This is a genomic window from Clostridium sp. UBA4395 (genome assembly GCF_002390995.1).
Lineage (GTDB): Bacteria > Bacillota > Clostridia > Clostridiales > Clostridiaceae > Clostridium_J > Clostridium_J sulfidigenes.
On the sequence record NZ_DGRF01000016.1, the window covers coordinates 11,928 to 36,415 of the forward strand.

Sequence of the window (24,488 nt, forward strand, 5' to 3'; positions counted from 1 at the left end):
TACTCCTATATTTTTAATCTGTAAATTTGGAGGATAAAGCTATGAGTGAAAGATATGATATTGCAATAGTTGGTAGTGGACCAGCAGGAATATCAGCCGCTTTAAATGCAAAAATAAGAAATAAGAGTTTTGTCATATTTGGTAATGATGAACTTTCAAATAAATTAGTAAAAGCTAATGAAATTAATAATTATCTAGGTTTCCATGGTAAAAGTGGTAAAGAGATACAACAAGCCTTTATCAATCACTTAAGAGCTATGGATATAAAAATAACAGAAGAAAAAATAAATAATATATATGCTATGGGAGATTACTTTGCTTTAATGGTAAATGATAAAACCTATGAAGCGACATCAGTAATATTAGCTACAGGAATTCAATATGGTAAGCTATTCTCTGGTGAAGAAAAACTTCTAGGTAAGGGTGTTGGATATTGTGCTACCTGTGATGCACCACTTTATAGAAATAAAGTAGTTACAATAGTAGCCTATAGTAAAAAAGAAGAGGAAGAGGCAAACTTTATTGCTACTTTAGCATCAAAGGTATATTATATTCCTATGTATAAAGAGTTTGTAAATGTTCATTCATCTATAGAAGTAGTAAATGATACACCAGTAGAAATAATTGGTGAAGATAAAGTGGAAAAGCTAGTTTTAAAGAATAAAGAAATTACTACTGATGGTTTATTTATACTAAGAGATAGCATATCTCCAGGTCAATTAGTTCCGGGATTAAAAATCGTAGACAATCATGTAGAGGTTGATAGGCTAATGCAAACGAACTTAAAAGGTTGTTTCGCAGCAGGAGATATAGTAGGAAGACCTTATCAATATATAAAGTCTGCAGGGGAAGGAAATGTGGCTGCATTATCAGCAGTTTCCTATGTAGATTCAAAGGAAAAGTAAAGTAAGAGATATTTGTATGAATTATTTATAATGTTATTCAAATTATTTGTTGTATTGACATATAAATTTTAAAATTGTAAAATAATCTCAAACAATATGATTTATTAAGAATTAATTTTAATAAGTCATTCTGTGAAATGGAGAATTTATATGAAGAATTGTGAATGTATTAAACTAGAAAATCAAATATGTTTTTCTCTATATGCAGCATCTAGAGAGGTAATAAAGTTGTATAAATCCATTCTTGATAAGCATAATCTTACTTATACACAATACTTAGCTATGTTAGTGTTATGGGAAGAAGAAAAGATGACAGTTAAGGACATTGGTAAAAGACTACACTTAGACTCAGGTACTTTAACTCCATTATTAAAAAAATTAGAATCTATGGGGCTAATTACAAGACATAGAGATGTAAATGATGATAGAGTAGTCATAATAGAATTAACAGAAGCTGGCTTAAAGCTAAAAAGTGAGATTTTAGATGTGCCAGGAGAAGTATTTTGCAGGTTGAATATATCTAATGATGAAGCAAAGGAGCTTAAACGTAATTTAGATAATTTGTTACAAAGTTTAGAATAGTGCAGCAAAGGTTTAATAACTATAGTAAATATTCATACAAAGTTAGTTATAGGAAAAATTATTGATAAAAACCTCTTTAGATTTTAACTAAAGGGGTTTTTTCATAGGTTAAGATTGAACTTTAATAGAGTTTAGTGAATACATAAAAATTGCACCTGTTCCTACTATTATTGCTACTATTATCCAAGCTTTATTCATTCCTATAGAGTCTATCATAGATCCCATTATGCTTGGTCCTATGGCATTACCTGTACCATAAATAAGTGGTAAGAATGCATTTACTCTACCCCTATGAGAAGCAGGAGTTAAATTGGCTATAAAAGTTCCAGAATTTGTAGAGATTGCAATTTCCCCAATGGTTATTATTAATATTACAATGAAGAATAATGACAGTTCTGATATAAAACTGCAGGAACCAAAGGCAATAGCATATAATATTCCTCCACTAGCAATTATACTAAGGGTTTTATATTTCTTTGTTAGAGAGGTAATTATAGGAGTTAATAGAATTACTATAAGACCATTACAACTAGCTAATATTCCAAAATACCTAGCTCCATTACCAGAACCAAAGATTTGTCCTAATTGAAGTGGAATTGCAAAACCCCATTGAGCATAGGCGAACTGAAAGGTAAGCATAAGTAAGGCATAATATATTAATATAGGCCTTTTTAAAAACACTTTAAATACAGAACCGGTTTCTTCGTTTTCAAGACTGGACACTTGATTTTCATAATCTGATTCAGAACTATTTGAATTAGAATTTATTAATTTAGGATGAGTTTCTTTAATAAACAAGGCAATTAATCCAATAGAAATTAGTGTAGTTATTGCATCACCAATAAATACTAAAGGAAGATAGCTTTCAAAAAGAAGTCCGCCTATAAAGGGACCAATGGCAAAGCCTAAATTAAGTCCCATATAGATTAAAGAGAAAGATGCTTTCCGATTTTCCCTTGTAGTAATATCTCCAACCATTGAATCATAAGCTGGTTGAGCTAATGAAGAAAAGCAAGAAGCTAAAATTATAAAAAAGATTAAGGTAGTAGAGGGTTTTATAAAGCCACAAACTATAAAAAATACAGCAGCAAAACTTTGAAAAAATATAATAACTTTTTTTCTGCCAATTGAATCTACTAGTTTACCACCTAATATTATGCAAAGACCTTGAGGTATTGCTGTAAGCGTTAGAATTAAGCCAGCATCCTTTATGGACATTCCAACCTTTTGGGTGATAATTAAGGATAATAAAGGATAAACAAAGGCACCTATACAGTTAATCATTTTACCTAAAAAAAGTATGTACACTTCTTTTGGTAATCCCATATAGGTACTAAAAATATCATTAAATTTATTTTTATTAATATGCATAAAATCTCCTTTCAAATTTAGCTTCCTCGAACCATTTAGTTCTTTCTTCACGTTGAAGATAAATTTTGCTTTCATTTTCAATATCTATCATGATTTCACCAATTCTTTTTATTCTAATTATACATTAATATTTTAAAAATTTGTAAAAGATTCACTTTTATTTTTAAGAAAATTTATTGAATAAAAGTATATATAAACTTACAATAGATGTAGTAGTTTATTTATTGAGTAGAATAGATAAACTTATATTTAAACTGTGAAATACCCAGTAAGAAAATACATTTTATAAGGAGGATAGCAATGAAAAATAATTTAAAGAAACTAAGCCTAATTATTGGAACTATAATTATAGGTATAGCTTTATTTACAGGTTGCTCTAAGAAAGATGAAATAAAGGATGCCTTTAACATTTATAAAAATGCTTGGGTTAAGCAAGATTTTAAAAGTATGTATAATATGCTTTCAGTGGAATCAAAAGCATATATAAATGAGGAAGAATTTTTAGAAAGATACACTAATATATATAGCGCTATTGTAGCTAGTAATATGGATATTCAAATAGTAGGAGAAAAGGAAAGAGATAAAAAGTTATTAGAAATACCATTTACTATGACCATGGATACAGTGGCAGGAAAGGTAGATATCAAAGATTATAAAGCAACTTTAGTTAAAGAAGAGGATGGGTATAAAGTAAAGTGGAATGAGAGTTTAATATTCCCTCAAATGGAAAAGCCAGATGATAAGGTGAGGGTAGAAGATTATTACTCTAAACGTGGAAGTATATTAGATAGAAATGGGAACTTTTTAGCACAAGATGATATAGTAAAGTCTGTAGGAATTCATCCAAGTAAATTTGAAAATAAAAAGTCAGAAAAAATAACAGCTATGGCAACTATATTAGACATAAGTGAGTCATATATAGAAGAACAGCTAGCAGCTAATACTAATCCAGATTATTTTGTACCAATAGTATCTGTACTTCAATCTGATTCTGAAAAGTTAAATAAGCTTTCCACTATTGAAGGCGTTCAAATAAACAATAAAAACTCCAGAGTTTACACCGGAGGAGAAGCTTTTGGAAATCTAATAGGATATGTGGGAGCCATTACAGCAGAAGAAATAGAAAATAATAAAGATAAGGGTTATTCACAAATAAGTCTCCTTGGAAAAGCTGGTCTTGAGAAGGTTTATGAAGATATATTAAGGGGTCAAGATGGTGGAGAAATATACATTGAAAAGGGAGAAGAAAAAATAACTTTAGCTAAAACAGAAGCAAAGAATGGTCAGGATATAAAACTATCAATAGACCCAGAGCTTCAAAGTAAGATATATAGTGAAATGAAAGGTGAGAAGGGAGCATCTACTGCAGTAGACCCTAAAACTGGAGAAGTTTTAGCTATGGTAAGTTCACCTTCCTATGATCCAAATATATTTGTAACATATAAAACAAAATCCTTAAGTGAACAGTGGAAAAAGCTTGATGGCCAGCAGTTTGACAATAGGTTTAATAATGTATACGCACCAGGCTCTACAATGAAGCTAGTTACAGCTGCTATAGGATTGGATATAGGCGTACTTAATCCAGGAGAAACTATGGATATTAAGGGATTAGATTGGCAAAATAATTCATCATGGGGTGGATATAAGGTTACGAGAGTAAAAGATCCCGGTAAGGCTATAAACTTAAAAGAAGCTACAAAATACTCAGATAATATTTATTTTGCAAGAGCAGCATTGAATATAGGAGCAGATGCATTTATAAATGGAGCTAAAAACTTTGGTATTGGAGAAGAGATAACTTTTGATTTCCCAATGGAAACTTCTCAAATTAGTAATGATAATACTTTAAGTAAAGAAATACTTCTTGCTGACACAGGATATGGTCAAGGTGAGGTGCTTATGTCACCATTAGATATTGCATTATCATATAGTGCATTAGGAAACAATGGAGATATAATGCAGCCAAGACTTAACATTGGAAAAAATCCAGAAGCAAAAGTATTGAAAAATGCTATAAAGGCAGAAAAAGTACCAGCTTTAGTAGATGCTTTCTCAGCTGTAATAAATGATGCAGATGGAACAGCTACCACTGCAAAAGTAAATGGATTTAATATAGCTGGTAAAACTGGAACTTCAGAGATAAAGAAAGATCAAAAAGATGAATCGGGTAAAGAAAATGGATGGTTTGTAGCTGTAAACACAGATGATTCTAAAATTGCCATATCTATGATAATAGAAGACGTAAAAGGTAGAGGCGGTAGTGGAATACCAACAGCTATGGTTAAAAATGTTATGGAATACTATTTAAAGAAATAATTATTCTTTATAGTGAAAATTATTAGTAAGATTTTTAATACTTAAATCATTTCAGTATGTAAGGAACTTTTATTTTACAGTAGTATAAAAACAGGAGACATAATGTGTCTCCTGTTTTATTATAATATTAAACTTAATTTTATTTAATATATGAGGTGAAAACGAAGTGAAATTTAGTATAGGTGAAATGGCTAAACTACATAATATAAACATACAAACTTTAAGATACTACCATAATATTGGATTATTAGTTCCTGTAGAAGTAGATTCTAAGTCAGGTTATCGATATTATGATAGTACTTCTAGTCAGAGATTGTGGAAAATAAAAGCATTACAGTCTACGGGATTATCTCTTAGTGAAATTATGAAGGTTTTAAGTGGAGATATATGTGAAACAGAAAAATTGTTTAATAATTTGAAAAATGTAATTGATGAAAACATAGAGAACTTAAAAAAAGTTTCTTGTTATGTAGAAGAGCAATTAAAAAATATAAATGATTTAAGGGAAGGAAATTATTCTACAGAGCCGAGAATTATGGTATTAGAAAGAAGGGAAGGATATTTAATAGACGTAAATGAAAATAGCACTATAGATAATGTAATAAGGTCTTTGGTAAGTTTTGATAGAAATTGTAGTATTAGTGTAGAAGTTATGTTTAAGCCGTCAAGGTTAATAAATATTAATGATAAAGAAGAAACTCATCTTAAGAGTTATTTGGCTCTTAGCAAAGAAGAAAAGCTAAATGATTCTAAGAATAAATACACATTAAAAGAAGGGGTCTATGGAGTCATTGACCATATAGGCAGTCTAGACAGTTTAAAAGAAAGTTATGATAGTTTATTAAAATATATAAAATCTTCTAAAATGGAATTACAAGGAATCGGTATAGAAGAATTGATTATAGGGCCAAACATATCTGATAATAATGAAGAATGGGTGAGACGGATTCAGCTATTATTGAAATAGTAATTATGGTGAAATATTTAAAGGATATAATTGGTAGTTTATTGACTAATTATATCCTTTAATTTTAAAATTTATTTGTCAGCAGTAGGAAAGTCCTCTCCCATAATCCATGTAAATCCATATGCCTTAAGAGCTTCTAAAAAATTCTTATTTCCTATACAAGACCAATTTGCTTTATAGTGAAGACCAAAGTATCTTTGGGCCATATTAATATACCCTTGCTGTTCTATAGATGTAATAATCTTATTACTGTAATCTTCTCCACCTATATCTAAAGTCACTTCTTTCATTGATGCCATATTAGTTGGACTAAGGGGAAATTTTTTAGAATTGTATTTTTCATTTTGTAGATTTACTAAAGTGTCTATAGTTAAGTCTTTATAGCTTTCCTCATGAACTATGGCTTCTACGCCTAACTTTGGAGCAGGAATTAAAGGTTGATTTGGATATCCAATACTTAAAAGAACTACAGGGAATACGCCTTCTGGAATATTAAATATAGATTTTAATTCCATAAAACAACTTTCTACTGTGCCTATATATACAGAACCTAAACCTACAGAATCAGCAGCAGTACAAATATTTTGAGCACATATTATTGTATCTTGAAGAGCAATCCAAAAATGTCTATAACTCTTGGTAGCTACAAAAGGAGCATCAGAGGCTTCACACCAACGTTGAATTCTTCTCCAGTCAATACAGAATAGAAGATTAACAGGTGCATTTTTAACTAGTGATTGCATATCGCATTCATTAACTAAACGTTCCTTAGTCTTGTCATCAGTTATCTTTATTATAGAGTAAGGTTGAAGATTTCCTCCAGTAGCAGCATGTAAGCCGCAAGATATAATCTCATTTAATAGTTCGTCAGGAATTTTCTTATCTACAAAGCTTCGGCAACTTGCACGTTCACATAATAATTTGATAGTATCATTTAAATATTCCGTATTCATAAAATCATCTCCTAAATTCAATATTTTATATTTCAAAGGTTAAACCCTATAGGGACTATAGAGTCAAGTAAGTTTATACAAATATAAAATAATTTTAATAATTATTTTAAATGAAGATATAAAAAATACCTTTAGTTATTATATAAATTACTAAAAGGTTGAAAATAATATTATTAAAATATTAAACTATAATATCTATTTATATTTTTATCTAACTCATTAAAGACAATGAATCTAGATTCTCTCAGGGTCTCTTTTCCTTGAGTAAAAAGTAAAATTGTAGGTGATATAAAAATTGAAAATTCTGCACACAAGGAAGGGAATTCATCAATACTAATTTTTATAGATTTAACCTTAGGATAATTAGTAAGCAAGTCATCTACTTTACAAAGCAGGTCATCATTTCCTCAAAAACATTTTCCAGTAAAGAAGCATAAAAGTAAATCAGTAGTATTAATTAGTTTTAAAAGGTCTTCTTTAGAATTTAAGCTATTCATTTATGAACCTCCTATTAAGTTTATATATGTATATTATCTAATAAGATATAACTTTATTCATTATAAAAGTCAAATCAAAACTTAGATAAATACGTCATTTAAATATCTTATTAATAAGTAGAAAGACACCAATTCCCAAGCAAAGAAATATAATCATAATAATTATAGGTATGAGTTTAAAAAATTCTAACATGAGTCTCTCCCCCTTAAAATCCTATATTTATATTTATACTTATTTTATAAAGGTAATGACAACAAATTCCATATAATTGGAATAATTATATATGTAAAACATGAAAAATGTCAATATGAATTGTGTATGTAAACTTTAAAATATTAAAAATATTTACAATCATAGAATATATATAGAAATTTTAAATAGATGTAAGATAATCATAGAAATTTAAAATTTTTAAATTATTATAATCTATGTTATATTGAAATTTAATGATAAATAATAGAATTTAACAAAAATATATAGTGAGGATAAATATGGATAAAAAGAAAATTGTTTTTGTAAGTCATTGTGTATTAAATACAGCATCAAAGGTTGTATATCATAGTAAAAAGGTAATTACTGAAGAAGAAATAGCAAGGAAGAACTTTTTATGCGAAGGGATTGCAAAAGATATACACTTCATTCAGCTACCTTGTCCAGAATTTAGTTTATATGGAGCTAATCGGTGGGGACATACTAAAGAGCAGTTTAATAACCCTTTTTTTAGAGATAACTGTAAAAGAATATTAGAACCATTTGTATTACAAATAAGGGAATATATAAATGAAAAAGATAAATTTCAGGTTCTTGGCATTGTTGGAATAGATGGAAGTCCAAGCTGTGGTGTGAATACTACATGTTGTGGCCAATGGGGAGGAGAGTTTTCTGGTAGAGATAATCTTGATAAAGTAATAAAAACAGTTCATGTTAAGGAAGAAAAGGGTGTTTTTATGGAAGTACTAACAGAGATGTTAAAAGAAAATGACATAGCTTTAAATATAGTGGGGTTAAAGGAAGCACTTGAGAAAATAATTAAAGTTGATTAAGAGGTATAAAGCCATGAAGATACAGTTAGAAAATATATCAAAGCAATATAAGGATGTATTAGCAGTAAATAAGTTAAATGTTCACATTGAAGATGGAGCCTTAGTATGTCTTCTAGGACCTAGTGGATGTGGAAAAAGTACTACATTATCTATGATTGCAGGTTTGGATAAACCAACCCATGGGAATATATATTTTGATGGAATAAATGTAAACGAAGTAGAAGCAGAAAATAGAGATATTGGGATGGTATTTCAAGATTATGCACTTTATCCTCATATGTCTGTTATGGAAAATATAGGTTTTCCCCTAAAGATGCGTAAGTGGAAGAAAAAAGACAGAGTGAGGAAGGTTAAAGAAATTGCAGATATTTTACAAATAAATGAATTGTTAAATCGTAAACCTTCTAAACTATCAGGAGGACAACAACAGCGTGTAGCAATTGCTAGAGCTTTGGTTAAAGATCCTAAAATATTGTTACTGGACGAGCCACTATCAAATTTAGATGCTAAACTTCGTATAGAGCTTAGAGATGAAATTCGTAATTTGCAAAGAAAATTACAGATTACAACCATCTTCGTTACCCATGATCAAGAGGAGGCCCTTTGTATTTCAGATAAAATATTACTGTTAAACAAGGGAAATCTACAACAATATTCATCACCTAAAAAGATGTATATGAACCCCCAAAATCGCTTTGTAGCAGGTTTTTTAGGAAATCCAACAATGAATTTTGTAAATGGTATTTTAGAAAATGATAAAATTTTTATAGTTTCAAGGGATAGAAATATATTAGTACAAGTAGACAATATACATAATTCCAAAAGTTGTGACAATGGTAATTTGATATTAGGAATTCGCCCAGAGGATTTAGTACTATCTGAAAGCCAAGAAGGTATATGTGGAAAGATTATAAGTATTCAAACCCTTGGAAAAGAGGTTCATATTAAAGTTTCAGTAGATAATATAATATTAACAGCTTGTGTAAGTTGGGACAATAATTACAATATTGATGATTATGTATACTTTAAAATTAAGCTAATACATTTATTTGAAGAATAGAACTAATATATTCATTGAAAGATAGGTGTACTTATGAAAAAAATTAACTTGAAAAATAATAATATGAGAGCACTTCTTTATCTTTTACCAGCATTAACTGTAATTGGAGTATTTCAGTTTTATCCCATTTTTAAGTCTTTTATTATGGGGTTTTATACAAAATTCGATTATTTGACAGGAGTAGTATATGAAAGAGGACTAGATAATTTTATCTATGTATTAAAGGACCCAGAGTTTCATTTAGCACTTAAAAATACATGTGTTTTTGCACTTTTTGCTGCACCCCTTGGGATTATTGTAGCTTTAGTCATTGCATTAATATTGAATTCTAATATTAGATTTAAGAAATTTTTTCTTAGTTCATATTTTTTGCCATTTGTTACATCAACTACAGCAGTTTCTATTGTATGGAGGTGGATATTAAATAAGGATTATGGACTTGCAAATGCATTTTTAAGTGTATTTGGTATGGCAAATGTAAGCTGGCTTACAGATTCGAAAATGACTATACCTATATTAGTGGCTCTTAGTATATGGAAGGGGCTTGGATATAAAATTATCATTATTTTAGCAGCTCTACAGGGAGTTGATAAGCGTTATGAGTTAGCAGGAAAGATAGATGGGGCCTCTAAATTACGTATAATATGGAATATAACGCTTCCAATAATAAAGCCTACTTTGATATTTTTATCCATTACATCTATTATTGCTTCTTTTAAGATATTTGATGAGGTATATATTTTATATAATCAAAAACCCGGACCATTACAAAGTGGATTAACTATTGTTTATTACATTTTTGATAAATTCTATAGGCACTGGGAGTTTGCTGATGCAGCGGCAGCGGCTTTTATTTTGTTTATTATAATATTAGTACTAACTATTATTCAATTTGTGTTTTCAAAATCAATGAAGGAGGATTAGATATGAAGCCTATTAAGTTAAAAAAGGAGAACATATCCATAGCAAGTATCTTGTCTTATTCCATCTTGATTGTTGGAATCATATGGGTGATTATGCCTTTTATTTGGATGTTACTAACGGCAGTAAAGCCTGCTAATGAAGTCTTATCTATGCCACCTAAGTGGATTCCATCTGAATTAAAATGGGAAAATTTTAAGGAAGCATTAAATGATGTACCCTTTGAAAAATACTTATTTAATAGCGCTTTTGTAGCTATCTGTGTTACAGCAGGTGAGTTAATTACAACGATATTAGCTGCCTATGCATTTGTGTATATACCATTTAAATTTAAAAATACTATATTTATTATTTTAATAGCAACGATGATGGTGCCAGGTGAAATCTTAATTATACCTAACTATGTAACATTGAGTAGCTTAGGATGGATTAATAGTTATAAAGCGTTAATTCTTCCATGGTGTGCTAGTATTTTTTCAATATTTTTATTGACACAACAGTTTTCAACAGTACCATATTCTTATTATAAATCAGCTAAAATGGATGGTTGTTCAGACCTTTGCTATCTTTTTACAGTGTTAATTCCAGTATCTATGCCAACCTTAGTATCTATAACTATATTAAAATTTATTAATAGCTGGAATTCTTATATGTGGCCATTAATTACAACGAATACTAAAGAAATGCGTACTTTACCTGTTGGTTTAGCTGCTTTTTCAACAGAAGCAGGAACCAGGTACAACATATTAATGGCTTTTTCTGTACTTATGATAACACCAATCATTATTTTATATTTATTTACACAAAAGTATATAATAAAGGGTGTTAGTAAATCCGGTTTAAAAGGATAGGATTTATTTTAAATACTAAATAAATTAAAAATATTTTTAATTAAAAGAGGGGGATTACATAATGAAAAAGAAAAAATTATTAGCACTATTGTTAGCAGCAACAGTTATGGCAATAGCTATGGTTGGTTGTTCCAAGAAGGCAGCAGAGGCGCCTAAAGAGTCAGATGAAACTAAGGTAGAGTCAACATCATCTAAAACAAAAGTAACTGAGCCTGTGGAAATTACATTTTGGCATGCTATGAGTGGTGCTAATGAAGAGGCAATTCAAAAAATTACAGATAATTTTATGTCACAGAATAAAAATGTTACTGTAAAATTGGAGAATCAAGGTAATTATTTGGAGTTATTTGATAAATTAATGGCATCAGCAAAGTCAGGGCAAATGCCTACAATTTCACAAGTTTATTCAAATCGTCTTTCATGGTACGTTTCTAAGAATTTAGTAACAGATTTAAAACCTTATATGGGAGATGCTGAAACAGGTTTTACAAAGGAAGATTATTCTGATATTCCTGAAATGTTTTTAGAAGATGGTATTTGGAATGATAAACAATTTGCTATGCCTTTTAATAAGAGTCAAATGGTACTATACTACAATGTCGAGATGTTTGAAAAAGCAGACGTTAAGATTCCAACGAATTGGGAAGAATGGAAAAGTGCGGCTAAAAAGCTTACGGTAGATGAGAATGGTGACGGAGAACCAGAGGTATATGGTTGTGTATTTGCAAATAACCTTTCTACAGATATAGCACCATGGTTAAAACAAGCTGGTGGAGCAACAATGAATGAAGAAACGAATGAATTATATTTTGATACACCAGAAACAAAAACAGCTGTAGAATTTTTAAATAGTATGATGCAAGATAAAATAGCTCGTTTAGCAGGAGATGATTCAAATGCCAATGTGCCATTACAAGATGGACGTGCAGCAATGTGTGTAGCTTCTACATCAGCACTTCCTTATATAGATGAAGGTACAATTGAAGGTATTAAAATTGATGCAGCAGCATTACCAGGAAATATTACAGATGATCAATTATACTATGGTACAAATGTTGCAGTATTTAATAAAGCTACAGATATGCAAAAACAAGCAGCTTGGGAATATATAAAGTTCTTAACTAGTACAGAAAATACAGCTTATTTTGCAGCTGAAACAGGTTATATTCCAGTAAGAAAATCCGCTAAAGAAGATCCTGTATTTAAAGCAGTGTTATCAGAAAAACCTATCAAGCAACTTTCTTTTGATTGTATGGACAAAGGTTTCCAAGGTACAAGAAATATAGGTGGTATTAATGCATTAGATGAACTTGGAAAACAATTAGACTTAGTATTTAGTGGAGAAAAATCTATTGAAGATGCATTAAAAGATGCACAAGATAATGGTAAAGAAGCTATGGAAAAAGCTGCAAGTAATTAGATTTTTCCAGTATACCAAAATAAATATAAATAGAAAAGGAGCTATCCATATAAGGCTTAGTATTAAATAGGACTTATATAGGGATAGCTCTTTATATTGCTTTTTTATTGAAAAAATGTTATGTTATCCTTTAAAACTTTTTTAGGAGGGATATTATGATCTCGTTATTACATATCAATAAAGAATACCGTATAGCAAAAAGAGATACAGGATTAAAAGCTGCAGCTAAGGCATTATTCCATAAAGACTATCATACAGTTCATGCATTACAAGATATATCATTTAATATTAGTGATGGAGAAATGGTAGGATATATTGGACCCAATGGAGCAGGTAAAAGTAGCACTATTAAAATCATGAGTGGTATATTAACACCAGATAGTGGAAGTTGCATAATAAATGGTAGAACTCCTTGGAAGGATAGGGTAAGCCATGTAAGAGAAATAGGTGTAGTATTTGGACAACGGTCACAATTATGGTGGGATGTGCCCATAGAAGATTCATTTATGTTGTTGAAGGATATATATAATATTGATGTTAGTCAATATTATAAAAGAATTAGAGAGCTTTCAGAGTTACTTGATATTGGTGATTTAATAAAGATTCCTGCAAGACAGTTATCATTAGGTCAACGCATGAGATGCGAAATTGGAGCATCTTTATTACATAATCCTAAAACATTGTTTTTAGATGAACCTACCATTGGATTAGATGCAGTATCTAAAATTGCAGTTAGAAATTTCATTTCAGATATTAATAAAGAGTATAAAACTACTATTATATTAACAACCCATGATATGCAAGATATTGAAGCTATAACTAATCGTATTTTATTTATTGGTAAGGGGAGAATTCTTTTGGATGGAACTATGGATATGTTAAAGCAAAGGTATTCCCAAAATAAAAAGATTGAGGTGTACTATGATGGAGTAATTTCATTAGCACAACTTTTAGAAAAGTTCGAGTTAGAAATGAAAGGGATTCAGATAGTACAACATATTCAAGGAAGATTAAGATTTACTGTAAACACAGAAGTAACAACTGTTTCTAAGGCTATTAGTTTTTTATGTAGTAAACTAAATATTATAGATATTTCTATATTAGGAACAAGTGCAGAGGAAATAGTTTTATCCTTATATAAGGAATATGAAGTATGATAATTAATAATTTAAATGATTTCCTTAATGTGAAATTGAAATATAGACTTAAAAAAAGTAAAGTTTATATTTCATTTTTAAAGATTCGATTTAACTGTGATATTCAATACCGAGCTGCTGCACTAGCAGGTATTATTACGCAGTTTACATGGGGATTAATGCAGATATTATTATATAGAGCCTTCTATATTTCTAGTCCAGAAGCATTTCCTATGGGTTTATCACAACTGTCTTCTTACTTTTGGTTACAGCAAGCTTTTATGAATCTGTTTATGACTTGGTTTCTAGATTCGGATATTTTAGAGTCTATTATTTCAGGAGGAATAGCTTATGAACTATGCAGACCTTTAGATTTATATAATATGTGGTACTTGAAGAGTCTATCTAGTAGATTTTCTAAGACTGTACTAAGATGCGTACCAATTAGCGCTACAGCAATTCTTTTGCCTAAACCTTATAGTTTAAGTATACAGATTAATTTAGATGTAGCAGTTGCGTTTTTAATATCAATGATTTTAGGTTTTGGAGTAGTTTTAGCATTTTCTATGCTAATTTATGTTATTACATTTTTCACATTATCGCCTATAGGAGTTCGAGTGGTGGCACTATCTTTAATGGAATTTCTATCAGGAGGAATTATTCCACTTCCATTTTTACCTGATTCAATCCGTAAGGTAGTAGAATTACTGCCCTTTGCATCTATGCAGAACACACCATTTCGTATCTATAGTGGAAATATCCATGGTAGTGATATAGTAGGTAGTATTCTGTTACAATTGTTTTGGTTAGTATTACTTATTATATTAGGAAAATATCTTATGAAGAGAGCAATTCATAGATCTATAGTGCAAGGAGGTTAATGAAATGAAGTTATATTTAAAGTTTATATCTATGCACTTAAAAAGTGCTATGGAGTATAAGGTTTCTTTTATACTGACCACCTTAGGGCAATTCTTTATTTCCTTCTCATCTTTCTTAGGATTATATTATTTATTTGCTATTTTTGATAATGTACAAGGATTTACTTTTGAAGAAGTACTTGTATGTTATTCTGTAGTTTTAATAGCGTATGCTATTGCAGAATGTTTTGCCTATGGCTTTAAAACCTTTCCTACAACAATATCTAATGGGCAATTTGATCGGATTATGATTCGACCTTGTAATGAACTTTTTCTTGTGTTTGTATCAACTATAGAATTCACTTCTTTGGGAAAACTTGTACAGGCATTTCTAGTTATGATTTATTCAGTGTCAACAGGTGTAGTGTTATGGACTTTAGATAAAGTACTTGTTTATGTTGGAATGATATTAGGGGGAGTATTTATATTCATGGGGTTATATATAATATATGCTGCATTATGTTTTTTTACTATAGAAGGATTAGAGTTTATTAATATTTTTACTGATGGAGGAAGAGAATTTGGTAAATATCCAGTAAAGATTTATGGAAATACTATATTGAAAATTTTCACATATATTATACCTTTAGCTTGTGTACAATATTATCCCTTACTTTACTTATTAGATAAAGCAGAGAATATAGAATTAGCTTTAACACCACTATACACTCTTCTATTTTTGCTTTTAAGCTATAGAATATGGAAATTTGGAGTTAAAAACTATAAATCTACAGGATCTTAATAATCCATAGTATAAAAATATAAATATGAAGTGAATATATAAATAAAAGCTTAATTAAAAATAGTGTGCTTTTAAAAAATATTTGAATATTTATATGTAAAATTAGAATACGTTTAAATATAAAAAGTTACAAATACTCATGATATAATGTATTATAAATTATTAGTTAAAGAAGGGGATTTTAATGCCAAGGATAGGAATGAGAATTATAAAATCAGCAGTGGCAGTCTTTATATGTTTTTTAATATATTTAGTAAGAGGCACAGGAATGCCATTCTATTCAGCAATAGCGGCAATTTTATGCATGCAACAAGGTGTGGAGAGCACTAAGCAGGTTGGTTTAAATCGTACCATTGGGACTTTAATTGGAGGGGTCTTTGGAGTGATAGTGTTATTATTAGAAAGAAGATTTATACCTGAAACTATGCCACAACTAAGATATCTATTAACATCTGTAGCTATCATACCTTTGATATATACTACAATATTACTTGAAAGACAAACAGCATCTTATATTAGTTGTGTAGTATTTTTAAGTGTGGCTATAAATCATGGAGATGATGTAGTTCCTTATGCATTTACTATTAATAGAATTATAGACACTTTAATTGGGATTTTTGTAGCGTTAGGGGTCAATGCTATGAGGTTACCTAAGAAGAGAAATACTAAAATTTTGTTTGTAAGTACACTAACAAATACTTTAATGGATTCTAAAAATCAAGTTAGTGCCTATACTAAGGTAAAACTAAAGGAAATGATAGAAGAAGGAGCACTAGTGACATTAGTAACAGATAAAACTCCAGAAACTGTAGCACCTATAGTTAGTAGTATGGATATTAAGTTACCAGTAATTACAATGAATGGAGCAGCAATATATGATTTTAATGAGAAAAGCTATGTTTACCATGAAGGAATAAATAATGAAATAGCAGAAAGAATTTTAAATGTATGTGATGAGTTATCTATAAACACCTTTACTCATACCATAATTAATGATGTGATGCACATTTATTATGGTAATTTTACTAATGAAGAAGAAAAGAGATTTTATAATTTAGAGAAAGTACTTCCATTAAAAAATTATATATATAGTAAACTACCACAAGGGCTAGATGTAATTTGCATCATGGTTATTAACAAGATAGATAAAATAGAAATACTACATAATAGGCTTAAAGGATGTAGGGATTATAAAGACATCAAGGTTATATATGAAAGATATAACGAAGATTACTATATTTTAAAAGTTTATAGTGGTAAAACATCTAGAGGAAGCGCTTTGAGAAAGTTAAGAGAGATGATTAAAAGTGAAAAAGTAGTTGTATTTGCTGGTGTGGAACAGGATAGTTCTATGCTTGAAGTAGCGGATGAAGGATATGTAGTAGAAAATGCATCTATTAAAGTTAAAGAAAATAATTTACAAATCATAGGGGATAGTGAAAGTGATTCTGTAGTAAAGACTATTAAAAAAATATTTTATTCAAAAGTAATTAATTATTAAACTAATATATTAAATTTAAAGCGTAATTGCTTTTATTTATGGACAAAAGGAAAACACGGTAAAGTACTAAAAGATTAGAAACTTTACTGTGTTTTCTTTTTTATATAGGGGACATTGACTTTACACTCTATAGTCACAATTACAATTAAATTGGTTAATTACATATATTAAGTTAAATTATTGAATATAAATTATTATAATAATAACCTAATTATTACTATGAATTTTACGCAAGTTACATATAAGGAGTAGTAATACACAAATACCTAAAAATGCAATGGTAGTAGGGTCAGATGTCTTTATTAATCTAGGTACTGAAAATAAGAAAATCAATATAGCTATAATAGAAGCTATCAAATCTAATTTTAAATCTTTTCTGATAGATTTCATCAGAAGCACCTCACAATAAAAGATTCTAAATATAAGTTTAGTATAAAATTAATATAGAGGTGCTTTATGTATATTAATGAAAGGAATTTAAGATTATTATTTCTATTAATATTTTACTGGTGTTGTAATTAAACCACCTCTATATAAGTGTGTTATTCATATATGATTATAGCTTAAAATAATCTTGTAGTGTGGTTTTTGGAACGAAAGGTTAAATATCGAACATGTAAGTTAAGAATCAATGTAAAATAAAGTTTAAGTGTGAAAAATAAGGAATTTTAGGTATGAAATAAGTAATTTCATGAAAATTCCAAATAAAACATATAGCAATGGTGTATAATTTTGTTAAAACTTGAAATTAAGAAGGGATTTTATGATTAGTATTTTAGTAAAAAAAATTGTGAATTTTATTGCCACAGAATCTAATATAGAAGATATATATTATCTTGATAGAATTAGATATGGGGTAGAGATTTTTATAAGTGAAGGGATTAAATTCTTTATAATACTTTTAATATCTATTATACTTAAAAGATTACCTGAATTTTTCATAATTACAGTATTAATTTTAGGGGTTAGAACTAAACTTGGAGGTGGGCATTGTAAAAGCTTTGCAAGATGCTTTATAAAGACTACAGGAATATATTTAAGTATGTATTTTTTATCTTCTATAATAATAATACCAAGATTCATAAGAATTTTAATATTAGTATCTGTTATAGCTACAATTTTTACTGCTAAATATAGAACTAAGATTAAAGAAATAGAAGCTCCGAAGGTAATTTTAAAATTAAAATTAAAGACAAGCTTCATATATTTATTTACATATACTTTAGTAAGAGTAGTAAATGATTCTGTGTACATAAATCTTGTATTATTATTTGGAACATATATGATTTATGAATATTATATGAATAACAGGGGGAAATCTGTAATGAAAAAGTTAATGAAAAAATTCGACTTAAGAAAACTTATGAGTGGTGTATTAACTAATGCTAGTATAGAAGTAGGAGAAGTAGCATTGAAATCTTCTTCTATATTCTTTTGGGGAGAAGTTGAATTACCATTAGAATTAAGAGAAAAAAGAAAGTAATAATTATCTAAAATGTGCTATAATTGTTAGGGGTGATGAAGATGCAATTATTGTTAATAGAAGATGATATTATTCAAAGTGATAATTTGTCTAACCTAATTAAAGAAAGCTATAATAATGTGGAGCTCCTAACAGCACATTCATTTAAAGAGTCATTAAAAGTCATTAGTGAAAAAAATGTTGACTTATTCTTTATTGACATCAACTTACCAGATGGATCTGGGATAGATATAGCTAAAAAAATTAGAGCTATGGAAGGCTATGAATTAAAAGGAATAGTATTTATAACAAGTCAAGGTTATCAGATGGTAGATGCATTTAAAAATATACACTGCTATGATTTCTTAATAAAACCCTATAGTAAAAAAGATATTAAAAGAATCATAGATGTGTTTATGAAAGAAAATGTTAAGAAAAATGACAATCGAAAGTATAGTATGATAACTATAGAAAATAAAATAGCCTATAAACTATATCATGATGATATAGTTTTTGCTGAGTATATACCGAGGAAGTGCAAAATTGTAACAGTTAAGAATGGAGTAATTTATGCAAAATTATCTCTAGGGAAGCTTTTAAGTATGATTGAATCAAATAGTATAGTACAATGTCATAAATCCTTTATTGTAAACACTAAATATATAAAAAGAATAGATAAGATGTATACTAAATTATGGAAAGTGCATTTTGTTAACATTAGTGACATTATTGACTTATCTATAAGTTACTGTGAAAAAGTATTTGAAATTTTAGGGTACGAAAATGAGTATAAATAATTTTTTAGAGTTGTTTACATTGGGTATGATTTGCAATATTTTATTTGATAAAATTAATATTAAAAATGTTTTAATTTCTATTATATTAGCATATGTTTTTGGGATTGTTATAAAAATACCAGTAGTTACTATAGGAGCTTTAACTATAATATATGCATTCATAAATAAATTTTTACATAATGACACTTTTTATAAATCACTAATAAAGATAACTATATCATTATTAGTTTTAATGATAGCAGAAAGTATTGTTGGAATTATAGTAGGTATATTAGATATTAATACAGAGAGTATAAATTTAACCTTAACATTAGTAGGTGTATTTACAATTACCTTAGGTACTATATATTATTTCACCAAATATATTAAGGTGAATATTTCAACTATACCTAAGATAAGTACTAAAATTATCATAACAGGAATAGTTAATTTATTTCTAATATTAACTATATTAATATTTATAAATGATAGTCATTTTATAGGCAGTGGATTAAGAATTGGATTATTTTCAGCATTGTTAGTATTCATTATAATAACTATGATTTTATGTAGAGATATATATAAAATTATGAAGGAGAATGAAATATTAGAAATTCAAAATAAATATAATTTGATTTTAAATGAGTATATTGAGAAGTTAAGGGCTAGTGAACATGAATATAAAAATCATTTAAATGTGATATACTCAACCCTTCAGGTGGGAAATTATGATGAAGTTAATAAAGTAATAAAGAAGTATATAGAAGATATAACTTATAAAGATACTTTAACAAAACTAATGGCAATAGATAATATAATTTTAAGAGCTCTTATTTATAGTAAAATTTGTGAAGCAGAAAAAGCCGATGTAAATATAAAGTGTAACATTAAAAATAGCTTGAATAATATAAAGATTAGTCAATCAGATATGGTAATTATATTAACTAATTTATTAAATAACGCTATAGAAGCAGCTAAGGAAAGTTTAAATAAATTAGTTGAGATATATATAGATGAAGATTATTCAACTAACGGTAGATATATTATCACTATAAAAAATACTGTAAAAGATATGAATAAAATAAATATATCTTCAATGTTTAAAGAAGGATATTCAACTAAGGGTTCCAGTAGGGGATATGGACTATATAATGTGCAAAAAATAGTGAGTGGTAATAAAGGTAATATTTTAATAGAAACAGACGACGACATGCTTTCTGTTGAAATACATATTTAAAAACTTTAAAAATGGATATCAATTAATTTTGATATCTATTTTTTTGAAAATAATCATCTATACCTTGAAGAAATTATAATAAAATTATTGAAAAAAGTGCTTTTAAATATACTATAAAATGATATAATTAAATGGAGAATTATTATTACTTAATAAAGTTGTTGTTTAGTGAAGGTTATGCAGTTATGAGATTTTTACAAGTCTTATGTGTGCTATGAACCTAGGAGGAATATGGTTATGGATTATAATAGAGCTATAGAAATGGTAAAGAGGAATCCAATTATTATAAAAACTATAAAGAACCCAACAGAAGAAATGAAGCTTTTGGCCGTAGAGAAGGATGGAATGTCTTTACAGTACATAAAAGATCCAACAGATGAAATGAATATAAAAGCATTGAAGAGTAATATAAATGCTATTGAATTTATAGATGAGCCTACATTAGAAATGAAAGAGTATGCAGTAAAGGAAAGCTGGAATACTTTAAAATATATAGATGCTCCTAGTGAAGAACTAGTAAATCTAGGGATTGAACAAAAGGGATGGGCTATTCAGTATATAAAGAATCCTAGCTGTCATCTTCAGAGGTTGGCTATTGAGAAAAATTATGATTCTATTAAGTATATAGAAAATCCTTGTGAAGAGGTGCAGCTAGCGGCTGTAAATATTAGCTATGATGCCCTAAGGTATATTAATAATCCTAGTGAAAAAGCTGAGATATCTGCCATTAGAAATAATGAAGCTGCTATTAAGTTTGTTCATAATTTAGATAAAGAGAAGATGATAAAATTTTTAAAAGAAAATATACTAGTAATTAAGTATCTTATAAAAGATATTTCTATAGAAGAGCTCGAAGGAGTATTAAAAGAAAGATTATCTAGTGAAGATATAGAAGAGAGGTATGTAAGAAATTTTATCAATTGTGAAAGTATAAATAAAAAGTATAATAATATTTCTATGGATAAGATTATATTTATTCATAAGTATGGAAGTAGTAGAGCAAAAAGAGTTGCTATAGATGAAAAGCTAAAGATTATGTAGGAGGATAATGCAAATGAACTTTAATGATACATTAAAAAGTGTAGAGCTTGTAATAGAAACTAATGAAGTACCTCTTATTGTAGGAGAAAGTGGAATAGGCAAGACTGCTCTTGCAAAGACTTTGGCGAGACAAAGAGAATGGAGTTTAGTTGTTATAGATGGAAATCTTTTAAAGGAGGGTGAAATAGGTGGACTCCCTACAGTGGAAGAATATACTATTAAAGATGAACATGGAAGAGTAGTAAGTAAAAAGATAACTATCTATGCTATTCATACAAAGCTTAGAGAAATAGATAATCTTATTTTAGAAGGTAAAGATGTACTTTTATTTATAGATGAAATAAATAGGTGTGAGCATAGTGTACAACAAGAGCTTATGAATTTGATATTAAATAGAGAGATAAATGGATATAAGCTTCATGATAAAGTAAAGATATTGGCTGCAATGAATCCATCCAGTAAATACGGTTCAGACTTTGATTATCAAGTAGTAGATATGGATGCTGCCCAAGAAAATCGCTTTGTTTGGCTTAACATGGAAAGTGATGCAAAGGGTTGGATTAAATGGGCTTCGGAAAATAAAGTTGATAGAAAAGTAATAGAATTCATATCTACTTTTCCAGAGCATCTACACAGTATTAACGAAGATGATATAAAGGCTACCCCACGAAGCTTTGAAAGAGTGTCTAAAAGTTATAAGTTGTATAAAGAAAATAAAGATAGTATACCAAGAAGAGTATTTTTAAATGTTTTAAGGGGGAATCTTGGAAGGGTTATTGCAGAGCAGCTTATGGATTTTATGGAATCGGATAATACTGCTTTAATTTCTCCAGAAGAAGTATTTGAAGAAGAAGTTTTATCAGAGCAGGTTAAATTTAGAATATCCAATGAGAGCCACACTAGATTATATTTAACAGGTAGTAATATGATAAATTATATTAGCAGCAAAGTTGAAGAGCTAGAAGGAGCAGCTATAAAGAGAGTTATAGATAGATTTGTAGAGTTTCTTAGCTTTTATCCAGTAGATTTGATGATTGGAATTATGCAGGATATGAGAGAAAGTCAAAAGAAAATATATAATTTCATATTAGAAAATGAAGACTTTGTAGAGAATTACTTCGCGGCTTATACTGAGATAAAAGGGTAGATAGCCATGAGTAAGAATTTTGAAGAATTAAGGGTTAAGCTTTATAATAGGGTAACTAATATAGTTAATGGTGGAGAGATGTTTAAAGCCAAAAGAGATGGCGAAAAATTTGTAGTAGATATGCCAGAAGATTTGAAGGTAGAGTTTTATAGACTAGTAGATAGAATAAACCTAGCCTTGATGGAGGATAAGGAAAATTTCTATGGATACTTTTTATTTCAGGTAAAAAGAGAAATAAGATATGATATATCTACACCTACATCCATAAGTTTTAAGGTGGCTAAATATATTGTTTATTTTAATCCTCTTATATTTTTACAACTTAATTTGAGTCAGATGCAAGGGACTATAAAACATGAAATACATCATATTTTAGCATTACATTTAGTAAGGGCAAAGGAGTTAAGAAAAAAATACAGTACCTTAGCTGTTAATATGGCTATGGACATAGTTGCAAATCAATATATTAATTTCTTACCTGCCTATGCAACTACCTTAGAGTGGGTAAATACAAAATATAATTTGAAGTTAGAACCATATAATTCTATGGAGTACTATGTGAGAGAAATTCAAGGAGAATTGGATTTGTTAAAAGAGGACAAAGAAGGAGAAGAGGATGATTCTAAAGGCGATACTAAGGATGAATATGATCCTAAAAAGACTCATGATACCTGGGATGAATCTGATGATATAGATGATAAAACTCTGAAGTCCTTTACGGAGAAATTTGCAGAGCTTTCTAGTAAAGGAAAGCTTCCGATAGAGATAGAAGCTATGATAAAGACTTTAAAGGGAAGTGAAAATGAAATCCCATGGAATATTTATTTAAAAAAAATAATTGGGACCTTAGAGAGTAGTAAGAAAAAAACTGTGACAAGAAGAAGTCGAAGGCAACCTAATAGATTAGATTTAAAAGGGGAGTTAAGAGGACATAGGGCTAAAATTGCTGTAGCTATAGATATAAGTGGAAGTATAAGTGATGCTGAGTTTATGCAAGCTATGAAAGAGGTACTTTCAATAGTAAAAAATTATAATAGTGAAGTTACTATAATAGAGTGTGATAGCAATATTAGAAGAGCATATAAGGTTAAGTCTGTAAAGGATATAAGAGAAAGGGTTACTAAAGGGGGAGGAACACAGTTTACTCCTGTATTTGAATATATAAATAACACTGACACTAACTTACTTATATACTTTACTGATGGTAAAGGTGAAGATAACTTAAAGGTTACTCCAAAAGGTTATAGAACTTTATGGATAATATCAGGCAGAGGATATAAATTATCTCTAAAAGAGCCTTATGGAATAGTAAAGAGGCTTAAGGCTATAGAAGAGAAGGATGAGTTTATAGATATACATGACGTAAGAAATGATGGTTGGTCCATGAATAGTGTTGAACCTACAATATAGAGTGTTAAAAATTATATAGTTTTACCAATGAGGCTTTCACAAAATGGATAACTCTATTTTGTGAAAGCCTCATTTTTTTATAGTTAAGTAATAAGTCTTTAATAAATTTTAATGCTATACATAATATACACTTATTTAGCTCAACATATAAATGGTATAAGAGTAAAAATTAAAGCTTTATAACTTAGAACAAAGTAACAAAAGGCTATTGAGGCATTAGATATATGTC

The 24,488-nt window shown here is 28.8% G+C and carries 22 protein-coding genes; 19 read left to right on the top strand and 3 right to left on the bottom strand.

The window, feature by feature from the left end; all coding sequences use genetic code 11:
* Positions 1 to 41: 41 nt before the first annotated feature.
* Together B2694_RS01035 and B2694_RS01040 are read left to right on the top strand one after the other, a co-directional pair.
* Positions 42 to 905 carry an NAD(P)/FAD-dependent oxidoreductase gene (locus B2694_RS01035; protein ID WP_346884177.1) on the top strand — a complete coding sequence of 288 codons (864 nt, stop codon included), beginning with the start codon at positions 42 to 44 and terminating at the stop codon, positions 903 to 905.
* 150 nt (positions 906 to 1,055) lie between these two features.
* Positions 1,056 to 1,487 carry a MarR family transcriptional regulator gene (locus B2694_RS01040; RefSeq protein ID WP_346884178.1) on the top strand — a complete coding sequence of 144 codons (432 nt, stop codon included), beginning with the start codon at positions 1,056 to 1,058 and terminating at the stop codon, positions 1,485 to 1,487.
* Positions 1,488 to 1,595: 108 nt separating this feature from the next.
* Here the strand turns inward: B2694_RS01040 and B2694_RS01045 are convergent, their stop codons facing one another.
* Complete coding sequence (locus B2694_RS01045) at positions 1,596 to 2,858, bottom strand: MFS transporter (RefSeq protein WP_346884179.1); 1,263 nt, start codon at positions 2,856 to 2,858, stop codon at positions 1,596 to 1,598.
* 300 nt (positions 2,859 to 3,158) lie between these two features.
* Between B2694_RS01045 and B2694_RS01050 the strand changes: the two genes are divergently transcribed.
* Positions 3,159 to 5,174, top strand: a complete 2,016-nt coding sequence (locus B2694_RS01050) for a penicillin-binding transpeptidase domain-containing protein (protein ID WP_346884180.1) — start codon at positions 3,159 to 3,161, stop codon at positions 5,172 to 5,174.
* A 166-nt stretch (positions 5,175 to 5,340) separates the two neighbouring features.
* A complete protein-coding gene (locus B2694_RS01055; protein WP_346884181.1) occupies positions 5,341 to 6,141 on the top strand; it encodes a MerR family transcriptional regulator in 801 nt (266 codons plus the stop codon).
* A gap of 71 nt (positions 6,142 to 6,212) precedes the next feature.
* Here B2694_RS01055 and B2694_RS01060 read toward each other — a convergent pair whose 3' ends face one another.
* Positions 6,213 to 7,094: a nitroreductase family protein gene (locus B2694_RS01060; RefSeq protein WP_346884182.1), complete on the bottom strand. Its 882-nt coding sequence runs from the start codon at positions 7,092 to 7,094 to the stop codon at positions 6,213 to 6,215.
* A gap of 989 nt (positions 7,095 to 8,083) precedes the next feature.
* Here B2694_RS01060 and B2694_RS01065 point away from each other — a divergent pair.
* The 9 genes from B2694_RS01065 to B2694_RS01105 all read left to right on the top strand — a co-directional run bounded on the left by B2694_RS01065 (position 8,084) and on the right by B2694_RS01105 (position 17,186).
* Positions 8,084 to 8,635, top strand: a complete 552-nt coding sequence (locus B2694_RS01065) for a CD3072 family TudS-related putative desulfidase (protein WP_346884183.1) — start codon at positions 8,084 to 8,086, stop codon at positions 8,633 to 8,635.
* Between the two features lie 13 nt (positions 8,636 to 8,648).
* Positions 8,649 to 9,695 (top strand): ABC transporter ATP-binding protein, encoded by a 1,047-nt coding sequence (locus tag B2694_RS01070; protein WP_346884184.1) that lies wholly within the window; start codon positions 8,649 to 8,651, stop codon positions 9,693 to 9,695.
* A 33-nt stretch (positions 9,696 to 9,728) separates the two neighbouring features.
* Positions 9,729 to 10,619 (top strand): sugar ABC transporter permease, encoded by an 891-nt coding sequence (locus tag B2694_RS01075; protein ID WP_346884185.1) that lies wholly within the window; start codon positions 9,729 to 9,731, stop codon positions 10,617 to 10,619.
* 2 nt (positions 10,620 to 10,621) lie between these two features.
* A complete protein-coding gene (locus B2694_RS01080; protein WP_346884186.1) occupies positions 10,622 to 11,467 on the top strand; it encodes a carbohydrate ABC transporter permease in 846 nt (281 codons plus the stop codon).
* A gap of 61 nt (positions 11,468 to 11,528) precedes the next feature.
* Complete coding sequence (locus B2694_RS01085; protein WP_346884187.1) at positions 11,529 to 12,887, top strand: ABC transporter substrate-binding protein; 1,359 nt, start codon at positions 11,529 to 11,531, stop codon at positions 12,885 to 12,887.
* 155 nt (positions 12,888 to 13,042) lie between these two features.
* Positions 13,043 to 14,044, top strand: a complete 1,002-nt coding sequence (locus tag B2694_RS01090) for an ABC transporter ATP-binding protein (protein WP_346884188.1) — start codon at positions 13,043 to 13,045, stop codon at positions 14,042 to 14,044.
* Positions 14,041 to 14,904 (top strand): ABC transporter permease, encoded by an 864-nt coding sequence (locus B2694_RS01095; protein ID WP_346884189.1) that lies wholly within the window; start codon positions 14,041 to 14,043, stop codon positions 14,902 to 14,904. Before B2694_RS01090 ends, B2694_RS01095 begins: the two co-directional genes overlap by 4 nt.
* 4 nt (positions 14,905 to 14,908) lie before the next feature.
* The gene (locus tag B2694_RS01100) at positions 14,909 to 15,685 is read left to right on the top strand and encodes an ABC transporter permease (RefSeq protein WP_346884190.1); all 777 of its coding nucleotides are present in this window, start codon (positions 14,909 to 14,911) and stop codon (positions 15,683 to 15,685) included.
* A 184-nt stretch (positions 15,686 to 15,869) separates the two neighbouring features.
* The gene (locus tag B2694_RS01105; RefSeq protein WP_346884191.1) at positions 15,870 to 17,186 is read left to right on the top strand and encodes an HAD hydrolase family protein; all 1,317 of its coding nucleotides are present in this window, start codon (positions 15,870 to 15,872) and stop codon (positions 17,184 to 17,186) included.
* A gap of 207 nt (positions 17,187 to 17,393) precedes the next feature.
* On the opposite strand, the gene B2694_RS01110 is transcribed toward B2694_RS01105, so the two are convergent.
* On the bottom strand, positions 17,394 to 17,576 hold the full coding sequence (locus tag B2694_RS01110; RefSeq protein ID WP_150845295.1) for a hypothetical protein: 183 nt from the start codon (positions 17,574 to 17,576) through the stop codon (positions 17,394 to 17,396).
* Positions 17,577 to 17,949: 373 nt separating this feature from the next.
* On the opposite strand from B2694_RS01110, the gene B2694_RS01115 reads away from it, so the two are divergent.
* The 6 genes from B2694_RS01115 to B2694_RS01140 all read left to right on the top strand — a co-directional run bounded on the left by B2694_RS01115 (position 17,950) and on the right by B2694_RS01140 (position 24,259).
* The gene (locus tag B2694_RS01115; RefSeq protein WP_346884192.1) at positions 17,950 to 18,669 is read left to right on the top strand and encodes an accessory gene regulator B family protein; all 720 of its coding nucleotides are present in this window, start codon (positions 17,950 to 17,952) and stop codon (positions 18,667 to 18,669) included.
* Between the two features lie 41 nt (positions 18,670 to 18,710).
* Positions 18,711 to 19,445, top strand: coding sequence for a LytTR family DNA-binding domain-containing protein (locus B2694_RS01120; protein WP_346884193.1), 735 nt, complete (start codon positions 18,711 to 18,713; stop codon positions 19,443 to 19,445).
* The gene (locus B2694_RS01125; RefSeq protein WP_346884194.1) at positions 19,432 to 20,661 is read left to right on the top strand and encodes a sensor histidine kinase; all 1,230 of its coding nucleotides are present in this window, start codon (positions 19,432 to 19,434) and stop codon (positions 20,659 to 20,661) included. Before B2694_RS01120 ends, B2694_RS01125 begins: the two co-directional genes overlap by 14 nt.
* 237 nt (positions 20,662 to 20,898) lie before the next feature.
* A complete protein-coding gene (locus B2694_RS01130) occupies positions 20,899 to 21,702 on the top strand; it encodes a hypothetical protein (protein ID WP_346884195.1) in 804 nt (267 codons plus the stop codon).
* Between the two features lie 13 nt (positions 21,703 to 21,715).
* The gene (locus B2694_RS01135; RefSeq protein ID WP_346884196.1) at positions 21,716 to 22,849 is read left to right on the top strand and encodes an ATP-binding protein; all 1,134 of its coding nucleotides are present in this window, start codon (positions 21,716 to 21,718) and stop codon (positions 22,847 to 22,849) included.
* 6 nt (positions 22,850 to 22,855) lie between these two features.
* The gene (locus tag B2694_RS01140; protein WP_346884197.1) at positions 22,856 to 24,259 is read left to right on the top strand and encodes a VWA-like domain-containing protein; all 1,404 of its coding nucleotides are present in this window, start codon (positions 22,856 to 22,858) and stop codon (positions 24,257 to 24,259) included.
* Positions 24,260 to 24,488 lie beyond the last annotated feature (229 nt).

What these genes read in the sequence shown, in the direction of transcription:
- B2694_RS01065 (WP_346884183.1), top strand. Translation starts at nt 8,084, where the DNA reads ATGGATAAAAAGAAAATTGTTTTTGTAAGTCATTGTGTATTAAATACA.
- B2694_RS01135 (WP_346884196.1), top strand. Translation starts at nt 21,716, where the DNA reads ATGAACTTTAATGATACATTAAAAAGTGTAGAGCTTGTAATAGAAACT.
- B2694_RS01105 (WP_346884191.1), top strand. Translation starts at nt 15,870, where the DNA reads ATGCCAAGGATAGGAATGAGAATTATAAAATCAGCAGTGGCAGTCTTT.
- B2694_RS01075 (WP_346884185.1), top strand. Translation starts at nt 9,729, where the DNA reads ATGAAAAAAATTAACTTGAAAAATAATAATATGAGAGCACTTCTTTAT.
- B2694_RS01095 (WP_346884189.1), top strand. Translation starts at nt 14,041, where the DNA reads ATGATAATTAATAATTTAAATGATTTCCTTAATGTGAAATTGAAATAT.
- B2694_RS01050 (WP_346884180.1), top strand. Translation starts at nt 3,159, where the DNA reads ATGAAAAATAATTTAAAGAAACTAAGCCTAATTATTGGAACTATAATT.
- B2694_RS01110 (WP_150845295.1), bottom strand. Translation starts at nt 17,576, where the DNA reads ATGAAATCTATCAGAAAAGATTTAAAATTAGATTTGATAGCTTCTATT.
- B2694_RS01080 (WP_346884186.1), top strand. Translation starts at nt 10,622, where the DNA reads ATGAAGCCTATTAAGTTAAAAAAGGAGAACATATCCATAGCAAGTATC.
- B2694_RS01100 (WP_346884190.1), top strand. Translation starts at nt 14,909, where the DNA reads ATGAAGTTATATTTAAAGTTTATATCTATGCACTTAAAAAGTGCTATG.
- B2694_RS01115 (WP_346884192.1), top strand. Translation starts at nt 17,950, where the DNA reads ATGATTAGTATTTTAGTAAAAAAAATTGTGAATTTTATTGCCACAGAA.
- B2694_RS01090 (WP_346884188.1), top strand. Translation starts at nt 13,043, where the DNA reads ATGATCTCGTTATTACATATCAATAAAGAATACCGTATAGCAAAAAGA.
- B2694_RS01120 (WP_346884193.1), top strand. Translation starts at nt 18,711, where the DNA reads ATGCAATTATTGTTAATAGAAGATGATATTATTCAAAGTGATAATTTG.
- B2694_RS01130 (WP_346884195.1), top strand. Translation starts at nt 20,899, where the DNA reads ATGGATTATAATAGAGCTATAGAAATGGTAAAGAGGAATCCAATTATT.
- B2694_RS01035 (WP_346884177.1), top strand. Translation starts at nt 42, where the DNA reads ATGAGTGAAAGATATGATATTGCAATAGTTGGTAGTGGACCAGCAGGA.
- B2694_RS01070 (WP_346884184.1), top strand. Translation starts at nt 8,649, where the DNA reads ATGAAGATACAGTTAGAAAATATATCAAAGCAATATAAGGATGTATTA.
- B2694_RS01045 (WP_346884179.1), bottom strand. Translation starts at nt 2,858, where the DNA reads ATGCATATTAATAAAAATAAATTTAATGATATTTTTAGTACCTATATG.
- B2694_RS01140 (WP_346884197.1), top strand. Translation starts at nt 22,856, where the DNA reads ATGAGTAAGAATTTTGAAGAATTAAGGGTTAAGCTTTATAATAGGGTA.
- B2694_RS01085 (WP_346884187.1), top strand. Translation starts at nt 11,529, where the DNA reads ATGAAAAAGAAAAAATTATTAGCACTATTGTTAGCAGCAACAGTTATG.
- B2694_RS01125 (WP_346884194.1), top strand. Translation starts at nt 19,432, where the DNA reads ATGAGTATAAATAATTTTTTAGAGTTGTTTACATTGGGTATGATTTGC.
- B2694_RS01060 (WP_346884182.1), bottom strand. Translation starts at nt 7,094, where the DNA reads ATGAATACGGAATATTTAAATGATACTATCAAATTATTATGTGAACGT.
- B2694_RS01040 (WP_346884178.1), top strand. Translation starts at nt 1,056, where the DNA reads ATGAAGAATTGTGAATGTATTAAACTAGAAAATCAAATATGTTTTTCT.